Source organism: Shewanella sp. 10N.286.51.B8, assembly GCF_041469325.1.
Classification (GTDB): domain Bacteria; phylum Pseudomonadota; class Gammaproteobacteria; order Enterobacterales; family Shewanellaceae; genus Shewanella.
In genome coordinates this window covers 100,521-119,374 of record NZ_JBFRKG010000003.1, presented here as the reverse complement: position 1 = coordinate 119,374, position 18,854 = coordinate 100,521, and the positions used below count along the sequence as shown (strand labels likewise).

13 protein-coding genes and 1 other RNA gene are annotated in these 18,854 nt (G+C 40.0%); 7 read left to right on the top strand and 7 right to left on the bottom strand.

Annotated features, from left to right (window positions below; all coding sequences use genetic code 11):
• Nucleotides 1-12 precede the first annotated feature (12 nt).
• Nucleotides 13-2,109 carry an OmcA/MtrC family decaheme c-type cytochrome gene (locus AB4160_RS01190; RefSeq protein ID WP_372003284.1) on the bottom strand — a complete coding sequence of 699 codons (2,097 nt, stop codon included), beginning with the start codon at nucleotides 2,107-2,109 and terminating at the stop codon, nucleotides 13-15.
• Nucleotides 2,110-2,920: 811 nt separating this feature from the next.
• On the opposite strand from AB4160_RS01190, the gene ffs reads away from it, so the two are divergent.
• Nucleotides 2,921-3,017, top strand: an RNA gene (ffs, locus tag AB4160_RS01185) — signal recognition particle sRNA small type.
• Nucleotides 3,018-3,151: 134 nt separating this feature from the next.
• Here ffs and AB4160_RS01180 read toward each other — a convergent pair.
• Genes AB4160_RS01180 through dinG form a run of 6 tightly spaced genes read right to left on the bottom strand, consistent with a single transcriptional unit; the run spans nucleotide 3,152 to nucleotide 8,693 of the window.
• Complete coding sequence (locus tag AB4160_RS01180) at nucleotides 3,152-3,475, bottom strand: late competence development ComFB family protein (protein ID WP_102436094.1); 324 nt, start codon at nucleotides 3,473-3,475, stop codon at nucleotides 3,152-3,154.
• A gap of 55 nt (nucleotides 3,476-3,530) precedes the next feature.
• Entirely contained in the window at nucleotides 3,531-4,436 is a 906-nt protein-coding gene (locus AB4160_RS01175; RefSeq protein WP_102436092.1) for a histone deacetylase, read from the bottom strand.
• Nucleotides 4,436-5,164 (bottom strand): DUF2057 domain-containing protein, encoded by a 729-nt coding sequence (locus tag AB4160_RS01170; RefSeq protein WP_102476368.1) that lies wholly within the window; start codon nucleotides 5,162-5,164, stop codon nucleotides 4,436-4,438. Before AB4160_RS01170 ends, AB4160_RS01175 begins: the two co-directional genes overlap by 1 nt.
• Before the next feature lie 9 nt (nucleotides 5,165-5,173).
• Nucleotides 5,174-5,839 carry a primosomal replication protein gene (locus AB4160_RS01165; RefSeq protein ID WP_102436088.1) on the bottom strand — a complete coding sequence of 222 codons (666 nt, stop codon included), beginning with the start codon at nucleotides 5,837-5,839 and terminating at the stop codon, nucleotides 5,174-5,176.
• A complete protein-coding gene (locus AB4160_RS01160; protein WP_102436086.1) occupies nucleotides 5,836-6,609 on the bottom strand; it encodes a TSUP family transporter in 774 nt (257 codons plus the stop codon). Before AB4160_RS01160 ends, AB4160_RS01165 begins: the two co-directional genes overlap by 4 nt.
• Nucleotides 6,610-6,617: 8 nt before the next feature.
• Complete coding sequence (gene dinG / locus AB4160_RS01155) at nucleotides 6,618-8,693, bottom strand: ATP-dependent DNA helicase DinG (protein WP_372003280.1); 2,076 nt, start codon at nucleotides 8,691-8,693, stop codon at nucleotides 6,618-6,620.
• Nucleotides 8,694-8,801: 108 nt separating this feature from the next.
• On the opposite strand from dinG, the gene AB4160_RS01150 reads away from it, so the two are divergent.
• The 6 genes from AB4160_RS01150 to AB4160_RS01125 all read left to right on the top strand — a co-directional run bounded on the left by AB4160_RS01150 (nucleotide 8,802) and on the right by AB4160_RS01125 (nucleotide 18,843).
• On the top strand, nucleotides 8,802-11,192 hold the full coding sequence (locus AB4160_RS01150; protein ID WP_372003277.1) for a DNA polymerase II: 2,391 nt from the start codon (nucleotides 8,802-8,804) through the stop codon (nucleotides 11,190-11,192).
• A 225-nt stretch (nucleotides 11,193-11,417) separates the two neighbouring features.
• Nucleotides 11,418-12,602, top strand: a complete 1,185-nt coding sequence (locus tag AB4160_RS01145; RefSeq protein ID WP_303501649.1) for a porin — start codon at nucleotides 11,418-11,420, stop codon at nucleotides 12,600-12,602.
• A 449-nt stretch (nucleotides 12,603-13,051) separates the two neighbouring features.
• Entirely contained in the window at nucleotides 13,052-15,820 is a 2,769-nt protein-coding gene (locus tag AB4160_RS01140) for a TonB-dependent receptor (protein ID WP_372003274.1), read from the top strand.
• 358 nt (nucleotides 15,821-16,178) lie between these two features.
• Nucleotides 16,179-16,961, top strand: coding sequence for a DUF3450 domain-containing protein (locus tag AB4160_RS01135; RefSeq protein ID WP_102436074.1), 783 nt, complete (start codon nucleotides 16,179-16,181; stop codon nucleotides 16,959-16,961).
• Nucleotides 16,961-18,316 carry a MotA/TolQ/ExbB proton channel family protein gene (locus tag AB4160_RS01130; RefSeq protein ID WP_372003271.1) on the top strand — a complete coding sequence of 452 codons (1,356 nt, stop codon included), beginning with the start codon at nucleotides 16,961-16,963 and terminating at the stop codon, nucleotides 18,314-18,316. The genes AB4160_RS01135 and AB4160_RS01130 overlap by 1 nt, the downstream gene beginning before the upstream one ends.
• Nucleotides 18,316-18,843: a MotA/TolQ/ExbB proton channel family protein gene (locus tag AB4160_RS01125; RefSeq protein WP_076537019.1), complete on the top strand. Its 528-nt coding sequence runs from the start codon at nucleotides 18,316-18,318 to the stop codon at nucleotides 18,841-18,843. Before AB4160_RS01130 ends, AB4160_RS01125 begins: the two co-directional genes overlap by 1 nt.
• The last annotated feature ends 11 nt before the right edge of the window (nucleotides 18,844-18,854 follow it).

Below are 18,854 nucleotides of genomic sequence, written 5' to 3'. Positions count from 1 at the left end.
TTTTAGCAAATATTAATTACCACCCCAGTTAGAGTGAGCTTCTAAAATTTGCGTATCTTTATGACAAGTTGAGCATTGCTCTTTACCTTCATAAAGCACATCATAATCAGCTGCAGGTACACCAACCTGGTCAATACTACCCACAACACCGCCGTTAGTTTCAATGTGCTGGATAGTTGACTCGTTCAAACCATAAGGTGGAACGTGGCAACTTAAACAAGCTGCGGTTTGTGGCGACACTAAAAGTTGGCCTACATCATCTGTGCCAAATGCGACAGGAGTATCTGTTGGCTTGATGTTTTGAATAGAGAAACCGTCATCACCGTGACACGCTTGACATTCTGTTTTCTTAAAGAATAAGTCACCGCCAGCGTCATTAACGTAATGCTTACTATGCGCTACATAAGCAAGGTTTGATGTCATTCCAGAACTATTTACTCGGGTTCCATTGTGACAAGTTGCACAACCATCAATGTCGTTTGAGTATCTATGGTGGATTTCTGTTGTGTGACATTGCTGGCAATCTGTCATTTCTGCATGTTGTTTACGTGGAGACTCTTCAACAACGCTTCCATCTTGCTCAAAGTAGAAGGTATTTGAAGAGATATAACCTTTACCTTGTTTATCATTGTTTTCATCACAATCAGCAATAACGCCTCTGTAAGAACAAACTTGTAACTGGCTGCTTAAAGCAATTGTTGCATCAGCATCAATTAACGTTGTGATATCAAAATCTGTTGCGTTAAATGTTGATGAGATAGAGCCATCTGCTTGTTCTGTGAACTCGGATGTTTTTTGACTAGTAACTAGGAAGTCATTATCAGTTACACCATTAATCGCAATAGAGCTTTTAGAAGATAACTGTGCCAAAGCCACTAACTCTTCACCATTCATAGCAGTGAAGTTTGTAGTGATTTGTGAACCATCTGTAGCAACGTTAATGCTGTTAAATTTAACAGATATAGTCGCACCTAGGTGATTGCTGTTTAAAGCGTAATGTGCTTCAGATGCACCACGTGCAAATGATTCATCAGTATGACAACTAATACAGTTATCACCTGCGTGGTGAGCCATTGGAACGCCTGCCGCTTCTGCTGCTGGGCCAGGGGTGTGACAGCTCCAACATGCAGTGGCATCAACATCAGCTTTCCAGCTATCGGTTAAGTTGAAGTCTTCATTTGGATTATGACAAGTCAAACAGTTTGACGTCATTTGAGGATAAACACCCTCATCCGAGAAGTTAGCCGTAGTATGAATACTATGAACCATACCTTTAATAGAGCCATCAAACTCGTACGCTTCACCAATTACATTGCCGTCAGCATCTTTGTCTTCTTTAATGTAACTGTTGTAATCGGTATGACAGAAAGAACAAGCTTCTTCCGTTACGTGCTTACTGCCATGCATAGCAAGCTCACCATCTTGGCCGGCTCTATGACATGTTTGACAATCAGAGTTTGCCAAAATTTGTAACGGTTTTTCAGCAGCAACATCAGTTGCTGGAACCCAATAAAAGAAGCTGTTATTGACGAGAGTCATTGACTGGTTGTTACTTGTCTTAATAGACATGTAAACACCATTAGTTGTATCAGCAACATAATCATATTTATCTAGGGTATCGATGGCTTTATCGAGAGTGACAGAATAGCTACCATCTTTGTTATCGATAAAACAGTCAGTACAATCAACGTTTCCAGAATAAGAACTAGAACCTGTGAAATAACCGTCACCTTTGTCTTTATTGAAGTAGCTTAACCAAATTTGTCTATCTGGGCTTGGATTAACAATTTCATCCTCACCAATTTCATCAGCTGTTCCCACACGACCAAAAGTGATGGTTGCTACGTCAGCTATTGTCAAACCAGTTACGGCTACACCATTCGGATCTGATAATTTGAAGTCTACAGATAAGAAGTTGTTTTCATCAACGCTAGCTGAAGTAATAGTGCTTGTTAGCGATGAAACAGAACCAATCGGTTTGCCGACTACTCCATCTTCACCGTCTTTACCATCACTTCCGTCACTGCCACAGCCAGTCAATGCAAAAGCTAATAGCCCCGCACTGAATACCGCTTTAGCAGTCGTATTTAAATTAAATTTATTCATCATTTTTCCCTGCAAGAGATTTATTTTCACTTGATCCTTCATCATAAAATCAAGCGTATGGATACTATCCAAACTTATTCGAAATAAGTTCTACTATTTTAACCACTTGTCTACGTCGCCACCGTGATTAAGATCTTACTATTCCGAAAGGAGTACTTCTAAATTCTGCAATTTACAACTCGTTGTTTTTAAGTTGTTAAACTGCCGATAATCAGTAGTTGCTCTCTGTGGGTGTTTTTTGTTGATTGACGCCAAAAACCCAGTTTGGTATCCAATTTCAGTAAGCCCTAATGTCTGCAATGATTTTGGTAATGTTCTACTCACTACTAAATAGATTGCTAAAATTGCCATTACTAATAATAAGTGATTTTTGTGAAAGATGGGTTAAAACCTGAGCAAATTGTGTGTTTTTTGATGATTAAAGGCTGATTTTGGTTAAAAGTGTGATCGTGATCTTATTGTGGTTGATGTGCATTATCACTTGGTCAAATAATTTTGCTGAGTGCGAGGTTTTGGCAGTTAATTTTAGCTGACAAGTTGCTGTATATTGTGTTGTGTATTGGTAAGCTCGAATTGAATTGGCACTTTGCAGGTGCTGTATACTTAAATCAGTTAAATAATGAGCTAATTTAACCGGGATCGAGTAAAGCTTGTGCAGTCGAGCGCTTTGTTGATAAAAGTGAGCGAATTTAACTTGAACATGGTCAGTGCTTAGTGGATAATCCTGTTGTTCTCGTTAAGCAGGACTAATTTTAGATGTTTAAGATAATTAGATATTTAACCTTATTTGCTTAATTAGAAATCAATGGTGACCTTAGGGTCCCCCCGCAATGATAACTTGTGAACTCGGCCAGGCCTGGAAGGGAGCAACCGCAGCAAGTGACTCGTGTGCCGGGGTGTGGCTCTAGGGGAACCTCCAATACTCCTAGTATTTCATTCAAAAACTCTCTAAACACCTTACTTTACTTAAAATAACGTTTTTTATCAGCGTTTATGTTGAGTGTTTCTTTAGTAAACCAACCTAGCCATTTAAAATTTTTGCGCATTAGATGTTTGGCATTTTCTTGATAGCAGGCTCTTTAGCTGCGCTTTCTGCATCTTCCACTAACTTTTTATGAAGGTTGGCTTTTAAAAACTGTCGTGACTTTTCAAGTGCGCTATGGATCTCGTTTTTCATCTGTTGCAGTTCTGCATAATCTTCAAAAAAATAAGTATCAACGAGGTGTCTTATGTAGCGAACTGGAAGTTGATTTAAGGTAACGCAGCATAAATCAGCTAAATACTCCTCTGGTAGCTCTTCGAGTAAGCCTTCGTCTCTTAATATTTCCATTAAAAGCACTTCATAGTAATTACGAATATCAACTTGCATCCTTGACTCCCTATAGAATGAAATTTAACTTGTTTATCTGATTATCATTAGTGTGCTACCAGATTGCCTTGGCTGCAATAAAAAGTTGGCTATGTCTTTGAGTTAGTGCTTGCTCGTTGCGGCTGTAACCGCCTCCGATCACCGCTGCAATCGGGATTTCTGCCTGCTTAGCTTGCTGTAAAATAAATGTATCTCGGGCCAATATGCCTTTGGTTGATATGTCTAAATAGCCTAAATCATCATCTTGGTGAATATCAACGCCGGCATCGTAAAGGATAAGATCTGGCTGATGGATGCTTATAAGGTATGGGATCACTTGTTTGATAACCGATAAGTATTCATCGTCGAGAGTGTGTTTATCAAATTCTATATCGTGATGGGAGCGTTGCTTTCTAAATGGGAAGTTTTTTTGGCAATGAAGCGAGCAAGTTATTATGTTGTCTTGGGTTTGAGACAATGCCGCAGTGCCATCGCCTTGATGTACGTCACAATCGATAATAAGCACTTTCGTGGCTTTTTGCTTAATAAGCATTTGCTTGGCTGCAATCATTAAATCGTTAAAGACACAGAAACCACTGCCAAAGTCATAATGAGCATGATGATAGCCACCACTTAAATGTAGGGCAATACCATGGTCAATTGCCAAATTAGCGCTTAGCACTGTGCCATTGACCGCGTGAAGGGTGCGGTTAACCAGTGATTCGCTCCAAGGAAAACCGATACGGCGCAGCACTTTATTAGTAAGGGTGTTATTGATAAAGCCATCAACATAGTCACTTTGATGGGTTTGTTTTAACACTTTAATATCGATGGGGCTTGGCTGATGAAAATCTTGCGGGATAGCGAGACCTTGTTCAAGTAAATATTGCTGTAAACGTTGATATTTACTGGTAGGAAACCGATGCTTTTTAGGTAACGCCAGCTTGGAGTAGCTGGCGTGATAAACGAGTGGAATAGTCATTAAAGCTGTTTAATAGCCCAACTCATGAACTCTTTGCGTGTTTGCTCATCAGCTTGTAACCACCAATATTGCAGCATTTGCTCAGGATGAGTTGCCGCTTTATCTGTTACAGCCGATGTCGTTGCGGAAGCTGTCGCAGTTTGAGTCACAGGTGTGCTAGCAACTACTGCGGTCGAGGTCACGGCCGCTGTTGTGGCAGTTGCAGTGTTTACTGCGGCTGGAGCGACATTGCTACTGGTTGCAGAAGCTGCTAATGCGTCAATATCATCACCTTTATTACTGCCAAATAACCCGCCTAAAAATGAACCTTCTTCAAAATCGGTTTGGGTAATTGTGTAATCGACTTTGCCATTATCTTGGCGTGAGATAATCACTTGGGGATCTTTAGCAAAGCTTTTAGGGCGTTTTACAAATTCTCCGTCTGCGGGCTTAAGAAAATACTCATGATCGCCATCGACTATAATAGTGACAATAAAAGGCGCTGATTTTATAAAGCTTTGGCTATCGCTGAAGTCATCTTCAATCATATCGTGGTAACGGATGGCTATTTTATGGGAGCCATTACTAAGGTCTAGATCTGATTTATGGGTAAACTTATTGGTATCAATTTCTTTGCCATCCAATGCTAAATACTCAAACGACATTGGAATGGTTAAATTTGCCGCTAAAGCTGATGTTGATGTAGCTAAAGCAAGTAAAGTGGCACTTAGCGTTCGGGTAAAATTCATTGTTGCTCCTTAACGATTTAAATTTCTATTAGGTCGTTCAAACATCTGGATTCTTTCCTCTATATAACTAATTGCTTGACGACATTTTCCTAAGCGTCGATGTAGAGAGAGAATTTCATTTTGTAATCTGATTTTGTCAGTACTATGACAGTTTGCAAGTGCAGATTCCATTTCTGCTATTTTTTGTTCAAAGGTTGTAGCCCAATTCAAATGTTTGTTCAGCTCTTGATAAATTTGGTGGCTGTTTTTCATTACATTACTGGCTATCCAGCCAAAGCCACTGTCTGAATGTTGTTGCTGTTGTTTTTTTGCATAGCGTGCACGGCTATTGTCACGTTTTTGCTTTTCAGTATTCACATTCAGGTTGGTGGTCACTAAGGCTCGTCTTAATGCGGTAAAGCGATCTTGAATGCGCTGGCAGCTAAGCTCAATGATTCTGACATCAAGTTTGAAAGAAAGTTGCTTTTCTAATTGCTGAATGTCTTTTTTTAATTGGGCAATACAAGGGCTTAATTGGGCACCTTGTTGAATAAATAATTGTGAATTAAATCGTTCAATATCTTGCAGCATTTTCTTTTGTTGCGCAGGTAATTGCTGATCGTGATGTAAGGCATCTTGTTCTAATGAACTGAGCTGCTGTTTTAATTGGTAAATGAGTTGGTTGGTGTTTCTCATAGCCAAGCCGTCCAAGCTAAATGTGCTGCAATGGATAATACAGTAATGATAAATAGCGGTTTGATAAAGGGAATACCAAATCTTATAGCAGATTTAGCCCCAATAAATGATCCCGCCATCATACAAACACCGATCCACAAACCTAATATCCAATCCACTTCGCCTAATAAGGCAAAAATGACTAATGCGGTAACATTACTCACTGAGGTCATTAGCCTTGCTAAGGCGCAGCTGTTTAATAATGGCAGCTTATGCAGCCTGATGCTGGATACTGTCCAAAATGCGCCAATACCGGGGCCTGCAAAACCATCATAAGCACCTAAGGTCATTCCTTGCACTATTTGTTTGTTTTGAGATGGCAACCCGGTGGGTTGATTGATGATAGTTTCGCCCATCGCTTTGGGACTTATAAGGGTGTAGATTGCAATCCCGATAATGATCAGCGGTAAGATTTTTTCGAGCCAAGCAGCATCAATAAAATAAACTAAAAAACTGCCGATGATGGCACCTATAAAGGTCGTCAAAAATGCAGCCCGCCAGAAGGAAGGTTTAATGAGTTGTTGTTTGTAGTAGGTATAACCTGCAGTAATAGAGCCGAAACAGGCTGCGAGCTTATTGGTACCCAATGCTAAATGGGGTGGAACGCCCATCGTTAGCAGTGCAGGGATAGAAAGCAAACCGCCACCGCCAACAACGGCATCTATAAAACCTGCAACAACACCAATTATCGCCAGAATGACCCAATGACTAGGGTCTAACAAAAATTCCAAAAAAATACCTATTCAATAACTTTACGAAATGGCGGTAGGGCATCGAGTAACGATTTACCGTAACGCTTGGTAATTAGGCGGCGGTCTAAAATAGTCACTCGGCCATAATCGTCTTCTTTGCGCAGTAATCTACCACAACTTTGGATTAATTTACGTGACGCATCTGGAATGGTTAATTGTAGGAAAGGGTTGCCACCTTTGCTTTTTATATATTCCGCATGTGCTTGTTCAACTGGTGATGTCGGCACTGCAAAGGGCAGTTTGGTGACAATCAGGTTGGTAAGGTAATCCCCAGGTAAATCTAATCCTTCTGAAAAACTGCCTGTGCCAAAGATAATACTGGCTTTTCCGGCATCACAACGGGCTTTATGTTGAGTTAGCACCTGTTGTCTTGGCATAGTTCCTTGAACAAATAACTGCTCTTTAGGCATTTTACCAATAATTTGATCTGTCACCTTTTCCATTTGCCAATAAGAGGCAAACAGCACCAATGTTGCCATTTCATCTTCAACTAATGCCAATATCTGCTCTGCAAGCTCATCGGTAAAGGCTTCATCTGTAGGCTCATTCTTCATTTGAGGAATAAATAATGTGGCATTATTTTGATAATCAAATGGCGATAGTAACGCCAAAAAGCGGCTGCCATCATTTAATGATAACCCGACTTGATGGGCAAAATGATTAAAATTATTCAGCGCCCGCAGTGTTGCGCTGCACAATACAACACCTGCGGCTTTTTGCCACAGCATAGATTCGAGCATGAAACCCACTTCAATAGGAGACGCACAAAATAAATAATCCTGTTGTTTACCTGTGATCAGTTCAGCCCAGCGCGCCATGGGCGCACCTTTTTTTGAGTCTTCTTTAGCGAGCATTTTCCATAATTTATGCAAGTTTTCTAAACGCTGGGAAATAAAGCCTGCTTCTGAAAGCACTGTTTCTGATTGATGTTTAGGTAACTCACCATCTTTTATCGCTTCACTTAAAACGGTTTGAATTTTATTAAATTGCTTTAATGCAGAATTCGATGCTGAAGCTAAGTTTTCGGCCTGTATGAGTAATGATTCTGGTAATTTGCCATTTTCAAATCTTAAACGGGTTTCTGGGTTGGCAAAGAGCTGCGGCTGGGTATCACAAAAATGTGCCACTTGATTAAGCTGGCTAACCAGCTCATTAATGTGATCTAGCATCGCTTGCACTGGTGCAATAATATGAGTGGTTTTTAATTGGTTTTGTAATTTAGAGCAGGTTTTACCTGCCTTTTCTAGCCAATCAGCTGTGCCGCGAAGACTTGCTTGGGCGCTGGAGAAATCTCTGGCAACTGTTGGCAGATGATGCGCCTCATCGATGACATAAAACATCTCTTCAGGCTCTGGTAAAATAACGCCGCCGCCCAGTTCTAAGTCGGCAAATAACAAACTGTGGTTAACAATGAGTACGTCCCAGGTTTCGACATCTTCACGGGCTTTATGAAAAGGGCAGTTATGATGATTGGATAACTGACGATGGCAGCTGTGTTTATCACAGCATATTTGCTGCCATAAAAAGTCAGGAACAGGTTGCTCTAAAGTGTCGATTTCACCGTTCCACTTTTTATCTTGGTAATCTTTATGGATTTTTTTGAGTTGGTCAATCTGGCTTTGATCAGGCTTTGTCTGCCACATCGCCATTTGTGAGGTGTCTTCGGGGCCAATCATGGCTTCAAGCTTTGCTAAGCAAACATAGCGCTGACGGCCTTTGACTAAACCAAATTTAAAGTCTACCCCAGACTGTTGCAAAAAGAAGGGTAAATCTTTATGCAGTAATTGCTCTTGTAATGCTACGGTTGCCGTTGCTATACAGACTTTTTTCTTGCTGGCAATGGCTAACGGAATCGTGCCAAGAATATAGGATAAGGATTTACCAATACCGGTGCCGGCTTCACAAACCATAATGCGACGGTGTTTGTCATATTCACCGGCCAGTGTTTTAGATATTTCAGCCACCATATAGTTTTGCTCACGGCGAGAGCGAAAATTTGGCATTGCCGTCGCGATATCTTTATAGATAGTGCGGATCTGACTTTTGACTTTATCCGTTAACATGAGTGACCTATTCGCATTCTTTGCTTACTGTTTATGTGTTCGCTGTTATATGCTGTACATAATAACAGTGAATTGAACTGCACGAAATATTTAATCGAGCCAAAAACTATGACAGTAAGCGTAAATAAGGTGACTTCTATCAAAGGGCGAGTGTTGACGCGGCATTCAGCTTTTCGTGATGGTCGACTTATATTGCAATATTATTTAAAAACGAGATCTGGCCCTGTGCTGATAGAAGTGGACGGGGCTGAAGTAGTGTGTTTTTGCCGTCAAATAGATATACCAAAACTCGCAGGACATATTCATCAAGGTTGCAGAATCGAAACTGTCGCGCTTAAAAACTTTAATCACCAAGCTATCGCCTGTATTTACTTAAAGTCAGCCAGTGTACAAAGGCAGTTTTTGCGGATTGCCAATGATATGGGGATTGAGATTTATGAGGCAGATATTAGGGCAGAGCAGCGATATTTGATAGAACGCTTTATTGCCTTTGATGTTGAGTTTATCGGGCAATCTAGTTTAGAGGCTGATTTATGTAACAGTCAGAATACCAGCTTAAGTCAATTGCCGGTGTACCAAGCTGTAAAAGCAAGAAAAAGCGATAATGACATCTCGCTTTCTATGATTTCGTTGGATTTCGAATGTAGCCCTAGCGGCGAGTTATATTCAGTTGGCTTATATGGGCAAGATTATCAATTAGTCATTATGGTGGGACAGCCTCAAGAGTCAGAGCACTATATTCAGTGGGTGGTTACCGAAGTTGAGCTTATTAAGCGATTAATTGATTGGTTTGCCGAATATGATCCTGATGTCATTATTGGCTGGGCGGTCGTCACTTTTGATTTGTCACTATTGTATAAACGTTGTCAGTTACATTCGATACCGTTAACCATTGGTCGTGGGGCGACGGTATTAAGCTGGAAGGTTGAAGATAAGCATCGCCCTGAAACCTTATCTTTACCGGGGCGAGTGGTGCTAGATGGCATCGATTGGATTAAAGCGGCATTCTATCATTTTGAACGCTATTCATTAGAGCACGTATCGCAACAATTACTAAATGAAGGCAAGGCTATTGACCATGTTGATAATCGCAGCCAAGAAATCTGTCATTTGTTTGCCCATGATAAAGTCGCATTGGCGTTTTATAATATTACCGATTGCCGCCTAGTATGGGATATTTTTGATAAAACCCAGTTGCTGGCTTTTGCCATTGAACGGGCCAAACTAACCGGCTTAGAATTTGGCCGCGTTGGCGCATCTGTTGCTGCTTTTAATAATTTATACCTACCGCACTTACATCGAAGCGGTTTTGTTGCCCCTGCTCACCCAGCTAGTGATGGACTTGAATCTCCTGGTGGCTATGTGATGGATTCTATCCCGGGTTTTTACAAAGATGTTTTAGTGTTGGACTTTAAAAGCCTTTATCCATCAATTATTAGAACGTTTTTGATTGATCCCAAAGGCTTGGTGGTGGGCGAACAGCAGCCTGACGAAGTGACTGTGCCGGGTTTTCTCAATGCAAGATTTAGCAGAGACAACCCCATATTGCCAGAGCTAATAGCAACACTCGCGCAGCAGCGTGAGCAAGCCAAACAACTTAACAACCAACCTCTGTCCCAAGCCATTAAAATAATCATGAACTCTTTATATGGCGTATTGGGCTCTAGAGGCTGTGTGTTCCATGATGCCAAGCTTGCAAGCTCGATTACCATGCGTGGCCATCAAATCATGAAGCAAACCAAAGCTTGGATTGAAGAGTTGGGTTATAAGGTGATTTATGGTGATACCGACTCTACCTTTGTGTGGTTAGGAGAAAAGCATCAAATAGACGATATTAGTCAGTTAGGTCATATGCTGGCACAGGAAATTACCCAAAAATGGGCCGATTTTTGTGCTACCAAGTTTCAGTTAAAAAGTTATTTGGAACTTGAATTTGAAAGTCACTTTAATCAATTTGTCATGCCGACATTAAGAGGCTCAGATGCTGGCAGTAAAAAACGCTATGTAGGGGCAACCACTGACAAGGAGGGACAATTAGCACTGACCTTTAAAGGCATGGAGCAAGTCAGAAGTGATTGGAGCCCTTTAGCCAGAAGAATGCAATATCATTTATACTTGTTATTATTTACCCAAGGGGACGTTAGAGGCTACTTGTTAAAGCAAATTAAGGAGCTTCAAAATGGCTCATTTGATGATGAACTAATTTTTAGAAAACGCCTAAAGCGTAACATTGAAGATTATACGGCTAAATCTTCACCACATGTGAAAGCCGCAACGCGTCTATGTCAAATAACAGGTAATTCGGAGCTTGGTAAAAGAGGCACCATGATCGCTTACAGGATGACTCTGAATGGTGCGCAACCTATAGAAGCAACCAATGAATCAATTGATTACCAATATTACCTTGATAAACAAATCGAGCCCATTGCAGAACCAGTATTAGGGCTCAAAGGTGACAGTTTTGATAGTCTTGTGAGCAATCAGATGTTGTTACTTTAATGTTGCTGGCTGTGTAATTTATGGTGATACGTTATCATTTTTATGTCTTTTGGTAGTGGTTTGTGCTTTGCAATGTGCTTATTTAGTTTATTATGATATTTAATCGATTTATCTCTTTGTTTCATGCTAATTCATCATGCTAGCCTTCAGTTAATGGAAAAATTCTATGCAAATAGATTATTTAAAATAATTAATGATGAAAATGAAATGGGAAGGTTTAGCTCGATGAAAAAGACTTTAATCGCATCAACACTTGCAGCAGTTATGTTTGTACCAACAGCTTCTGCTATCGAAATCTATAAAGATGAGAAAAACTCTGTTGCTATTGGTGGTTTCATCGATGCACGTATTTATAGTGGCCAAGGTGAAACTGAAATCGTCAATGGCGCATCACGTATTAACTTCGCCTTTGATCGTCAAATGAATGATGGTTGGGCAACCTTTGCTAAATTCGAGTGGGGTGTTAACCCATTCGGTAACAGTGAAATCGTTTATAGTGCTGGTAGTCAATTTGAATCACAAAGCGATGACTTTCTAAATAACCGTTTAGGTTACGTTGGCGTATCAAATGATACTTACGGCTCAATCAGCCTAGGTAAGCAATGGGGTGTTTGGTACGACGTTGTTGCCGGAACAAACTACCCTATCGTATGGGATGGTAATGCTGCAGGTGTATACACATACAATAAAGCTGATGGCGCTATTAACGGTGTAGGCCGTGGTGATAAAACCATTCAATACCGTAACTCGTTTGATAAATTCAGTTTTGGTGCGCAAGTACAGTTAAAGCAAAATGAATTCGTTATTTACGAAGATGAGAACGTAGATGGTTTTTCTGATGCACCAAGTATTAGTGATGAAGAGTCACTAGGTACTGTAGAATACGGTAATACCTTCGGTTTATCGGCTATGTATCAATTCACTGATGAATTATCTGTTGGTATTGGTTACAACACGGGTAAATTTGAAGGTGAATTAGAGAACGGCACCCGCATTGAAGAGCGTGATGAAATTTACGGCTTAAGCGTAACTTATGGTAACTGGGATGCAGAAGGTATTTATTTCTCTGCTAACTACAATGAAAATAAATTTCATGACACAGATAACATTGGCCGTATGATCGAAAGTTCTAAAGGTGTTGAGTCATTAGTATCATATCGTTTTGACAACAACATCCGTGTTTTCTTAGCATACAACATGCTAGATGCTGATAACGTATTAGGCGCTGATGAAGGCGAAGTATTTAAGCGTCAATTCACTACAGCAGGTATTCATTATATCTGGGATACAAACACCATCCTTTATTTTGAAGGTCGTATCGACAGCAGTGATTTCCGCGGAACAAACGAAGACAAAATGAAGATCAGTGAAGATGATGGCATTGGCTTCGGTATTCGTTACATTTTATAAAATTAAAATTTAACAACTACCCATTAAAACACTCCGAAAGGGGTGTTTTTTTTGCTTTAAAATTCATAGCGACCGTCTGCTTGTTAATTAATTGTAAGTCTCGAAGGTCATTTGACCACATATCTATTTATTGTTGTGGGTATAAAATAGCCGATCGGAACAATTCTGCAACATTTTAAATTGTTATTTGTTATTTTTAAATGCTATTAAATACAGAGGCTTAAGGTGGCTGTGTAGTTTAATTCTCTATTTTTGTATGTTTTTGTGGACGAAATAACCATTCTAAACATGTTAACTGACCCGATATTAATGAAACATATGTTGAATTAATGTTTTATTTGTGATTTTATTGCATACGAAATGTGGTTGAGCGATGTTCAACTTCGTTAACCAACCTAAATTAATAAGGTTGGAACAATAAGAAAGACACAAGTCCAGGGAGATTGACAATGCATAAGAATTTATTAGCTAAATCAGTGCGTCTAGCAATGATTAGCGGTGCCGCTGCGGCAGCACTTAGTTCACCAGTAGCATTCGCTGCTGAAGAAGGCGAAAAAGTAGAACGTATTCAAGTAACAGGTTCTGCAATTAAACGCACAGACATGGAAGGTTCATTGCCCGTTACAGTGCTGACAGCAGAGGATATTGCACGCACAGGTGTAGACAATGTTGCTGATTTAATGCAGCAATTACCTGCAATGCAAGGCTTTACGACTACATCTGATTCAGTTGGTGGTAGTGGTGGCGGTACTAGTACTGCTTCGATACATGATCTTGGTGAAGCATATACGCTAGTGTTATTAAATGGACGCCGTATGGCGCCACGTGGTTCAGGAAGTACTATCGACTTGAACTCAATACCATTAAGTGCAATCGCACGCGTAGATGTGTTAACTGATGGTGCATCAGCATTATATGGTTCAGATGCTATTGCTGGCGTTGTAAATTTCGTATTAAAAGATAATGTAAACGAAACCACAATCACAGGTCGTTACTCACTACCTGAAGAAGACGGTGGTTCGGGCTGGAATGGTAGTATCACGACTGGTTTTGGTGATATTGACACTGATGGCTTTAACGTAATGTTATCGTATAGCCATGATAGCAAAGAGCAACTAAAAGCTACAGACCGTGACTTCGCAAAAACTGGCATGATTGAGTTTGAGAGCAAAGGTAAAGATTTATTTTTCTTTAACGGCTCACCAAATGCAATACCAGGAAATGGTCGTTTTTACTTTGCTGATGGTACAACTCAAGATTTTAACCCAAATCGCAATGAAACTGGTGTTTGTGCAGAAAATACATCATCTATTGGTGATTGGTGCTGGTTCGATTATACAACGACTATTGAAATTCAACCTGAGTCAGAGCGTGATAGTTTCTTATTAAAAGCTGATTTTGCAATTACCGATAATTTAACTGGTTTTGTAGAAGGTACTTATTCAGATTATTCAATGACAACTCGTATCGCACCATATCCATCTGGTGGCGTACTGATTTCAACAGACAGTCCGTTATTTGATCAATATTTTACTCCTAATTTACCTGCGGGTTACAATCCAGAGGATGTTGATTTTGGATTAGGTGTTTGGCGTGCATTGCCAGCAGGAAATCGTACAACTGAGTGGAACACTAAATCTACTCATCTTGTTGCTGGCTTAGAAGGCACTATTGGTGACAATATTGATTTTGAGGCAGCTTATACATACTCAGTGAATGATACGGATCAAAACTACCCAACAGGTTGGTTAATTGAGTCTAAATTTGTTGATGCTGTAGAAAGTGGCGCAATTGATATCTTTGCTCCTGCAGGTACAGTAACTCAAGAAGAAGTAGATGCTGCAGGTATTGTTTACAGTGGTGATTGGTCTAATTCTAAGACAGTCATGAATGCTCTTGATTTTAAACTATCAATGCCAGTATTTGAAGTTAATGGTAATGATGCGTACTTTGCTGCAGGTGCAGATTATAGAACCTATGATTATGATTATTCGCTATCTGATGCAAACCAAGAATCTATCTTACTATTCTTAAGTGCTGATCAACCTTACTCTATGTCTAGAGAAGTATATGGTGCTTTTGCTGAATTAAATGTTCCATTAACAGATACATTCGATATCACCGGTTCTTTACGTTATGACAACATTGGTGCAGTAGATGATAATCTAAATGGCGGAACCATAAATGATAGCGATGATGATGTTACTTATAAGTTAAGCGGCCGCTGGCAAGCAACTGAAGACTTACTAATACGCGCATCTTATGGCACTGGCTTTAAAGCGCCATCAATGTTAGCAATCGGTCAACCACGTGCAGAAGCAGGTGTAACTGGTGGTAATTACCAATGTCCATTTGAAGGTACTGGAGATGCAAAAGAAGCTTGGTGTAAGCCTGGTTCTCAGCAATATAATGTATTTTCACAAGGCAACCCAGGTCTAAAATCTGAAACATCTTCTCAGTACTCTGCAGGCTTTGTATATGCTCCATCTAACCAATTTAGTTTTGGACTTGATTACTGGGCAGTTGAAATGGAAGATGTTGTTACTTCTTTAACTGAAGCACAGATTTTTGCTGAACCTGAAAAGTATTATGATTTATTTACTTATAAAACAAATACCGCAACAGGCATAGATGAGTTAGCTATTTTGCAAGCTAACGTGAACGTAGGTAAATCTAAAAACTCAGGTCTTGATTGGCATTTTAATAGTGCTACAGATCTTTCTTACGGTACAGTTCACTTTGGCTTGACCGGAACTTACACCATTGAAAGTGAGTATACTCGTCCAGGTACTACCGATGATTATATTTCAAGTTTAGGTAAGTTTGGTGATAATAATGCAGTAACATTCCGCGTCGTTAGTCAGTTACAAGCGGGATATGAGCATGATGATTTTTATCATAACTTTACCTTTAACTATCGTTCAGGCTATTTAGATCAATTTCAATCTAAAGAAGTCTGTAGCGTAACAGAAAATGATGCCTTTGGTGACTGTCAAGATGTACAACTATCAGTGGGCTCTTATACCAAACTTGATTATCAATCACGTTGGAATATCACCGATCACGCAAGCGTAGTATTTGGTATTAATAATTTATTAGATAAACAGCCATCACTGAGCTTACGTTCAGGCGGTGCAGGACATCAGGTAGGTTATGATCCACGTTATACTGACTCTTACGGTCGTACTTACTACTTATCTGGTTCATATGCATTTTAATTAATAGTTTTGGACACAAAATGCCTGTTACGTAAGTAACGGGCATTTTTTTATGCAATTGTTTAAGATTTACTCATTAAACTAAAATCAAATGTTCAATTAATACTCTTTCAAACAGATTCGCCTTGTTAACTCTCCTTTTCACTAGTTTTTGATGTTCTCAATTGTTGACACAGGTCAACATTTTGTGAAATGATGCGAGCGGGTCTATGCCTTAGCGGGTATAGAATAGGGAAGAAAAAACTAACAATCACAAGAGAAAGATACACTTAGTGAGTGCAACATCGGTTAACAATAAAATCGCAGTTGTTACTTTCGAGTTAAAGCTTTCTAATTCACTATAAATTGGTTGGGAACTATGTCCAAGGTAAGCAATAGAACAAAAATCGCTACTGCACTTGTTGGCGCGCTTGCATTAGCTAGCAGCAACTTCGTGATTGCAGATCCTCTAAGTGACGTACAAAAAGCAGACGGCAAAATTCATGCTGATGCTGCTGCGTCGCAAAACAAAGTTGATAAGTATTTTGATCAAGCACAAGACATGCTTTTTGAGTATGGCTCAGTTGCTGACGAACGCGAATCTTTAAAATCATACAATGACTATGTTGCCGGATTGGTTGCAGACCAACAGGCGACAATGAAACTTATCCAAGACGATATCGACGGTGTTGATGCTCTTAGACAAGGTGTTGTTCCTTTAATGTTTAAAATGGTAGACGCTTTAGAGCAATTTATCGCTTTAGACTTACCATTTAACAAAGACGCTCGTGAAGCTCGTGTTCAACGCTTAAAAGATACATTAAATAGCGCTGAAGTAACACTTGCTGAAAAGTACCGCTTGATCTTAGATGCGTATAACATTGAACGTGAATATGGTTCTAAGTTAATTGCAGAAACTGGTCAATTACAAATTGATGGTAAAGAAATACTAGTTGATTTCTTAAACTTCGGTCGTGTAAGCCTATACGCTCAAAGCCAAGACCAAAAGTCAGCTTGGATGTATAACGCAGAAACTAAAGGTTGGGATGTGTTAGAAGATAGCTATCTTCGTAACTTAAGCAAAGCTATTAAACAGGCTCGTGGTCAAGGTGCTCCTGATCTATTCGCCTTACCAATCCCTGCTGCGGAGGCTGCACAATAATGAAAAAGTTTATTACTACAGCAATCGTTGCTGCAACTCTGTCACTAACATCAGGTATGGTTAGCGCTGCAGATGCACCAAAAACGATTGAACAACTATTAAAGCAAGTTCAAACAGACCGTGCTAATGCGACTAAAACCAATAAGAAGCGTGAAGCAGAGTTCTTAAATGAGCGTGGCGATAAAGCTGCTCTTCTTAAACGTGAAAAATCAGCGCTTGCAGCTGAAAGACAACGTGGTAAAGATCTAGCGCAAGCATTTACTGATAACGAACGTAAAATCGCACAATTAGAAGAAGATCGTAAGATTGCTTCTGGTGACTTAGGCGAAATGTTCGGTGTTGTTAAAGGTGAAGCAGGTGACTTTGCTGGTAAGTTAGTTGGTTCTAACATTACTGCACAGTTCCCTGGCCGTGATGCATTTATTGCAGAACTTGGTGCTCGTAAAGAACTTCCAAAAATTAATGAGCTAGAACAATTCTGGGAAGCTCAACTTTTTGAAATGGTCGAATCTGGTAAAGTTGTTACTTTCGATGCTGATGTAACAGGTTTAGATGGCGGTGTTACTAATACTACAGTTACTCGTGTTGGTGCATATAACTTACTTGCTGATGGCAAATACGTTGTTTACAACGCTGACCTTGGTCTAATCCAAGAGCTTTCACAGCAACCAGGTAGTGCACAAGTATCAAGTGTTAAGTCATTTACAAGTGCGACTTCTGGCTATGAAAAGCTGTTTGTTGACCCTGCACGTGGTGTGTTACTAAGTGTATTCACTCAAAAAGCGACAATCGAAGAGCGTATTGAAGCGGGTGGACCAATTGGTTACATCATCATCGGTTTACTTGTTCTTGGTGCGCTAATTTCAATTGAGCGTTTAGTTACTCTTTATATTGTTGGTGCTAAAGTTAAAGCTCAACGTAAAGATACTTCAAACCCAGGTAATAACGCATTAGGTCGTGTACTTAAAGTTTATCAAGAAAACAAAGACGTTGATGTTGAAACGCTTGAACTTAAACTTGATGAAGCTATTTTGAAAGAAACGCCAGCTCTAGAAGCACGTATTTCAATCATTAAAGTTCTAGCAGCTATCGCGCCTATGATGGGTCTACTTGGTACAGTAACCGGTATGATTGCAACCTTCCAAACAATTCAATTGTTCGGTACTGGTGATCCACGTCTAATGGCAGGTGGTATCTCTATGGCATTGATGACAACGGTACAAGGTCTTGTTGCTGCACTTCCTCTAATGCTTATGCACGCAGTTGTTATCGCTCGTAGCAAGTCAGTAGTTCAAGTTCTTGAAGAACAAAGCGCTGGTATCATTGCAGAGCACGCTGAGAAGAGGGCTGACTAATGATGCTAATCCTGATGGATGTTTGGGACTCTGTCAGGGGCTTCATGGCCACCGGAGGAGATATCCTCTGGTTGGTAGCGGCAGTGCTATTTCTAATGTGGGTGTTAATGCTTGAGCGTTTTTGGTATATCAATTTAACTGCACCAAAAGAGCATAAAGCGATTATCAACGCATGGAATAATAGAGAGGATTCAACCTCTTGGTATGCACACCGTATCCGTGAAGCTTGGGTGTCCCAAGCTAAGCAAGATATGAATGCTCGTATGCTGCTTATCAAAACATTAGTAGCCATTTGTCCAATGATTGGTCTACTAGGTACCGTAACCGGAATGATAGCAGTGTTCGATGTGATGGCAGTTCATGGTACGAGTAACGCTCGTATGATGGCGGCTGGTATTTCAATGGCAACCATGCCGACAATGGCAGGAATGGTAGCAGCACTATCAGGTGTATTTTTTAGCACTCGATTAGATGCAAAATTGAAAATTAGTCTCGAAAAGCTAAAAGATAGCTTGCCACACCACTAGAGAGAGTATTG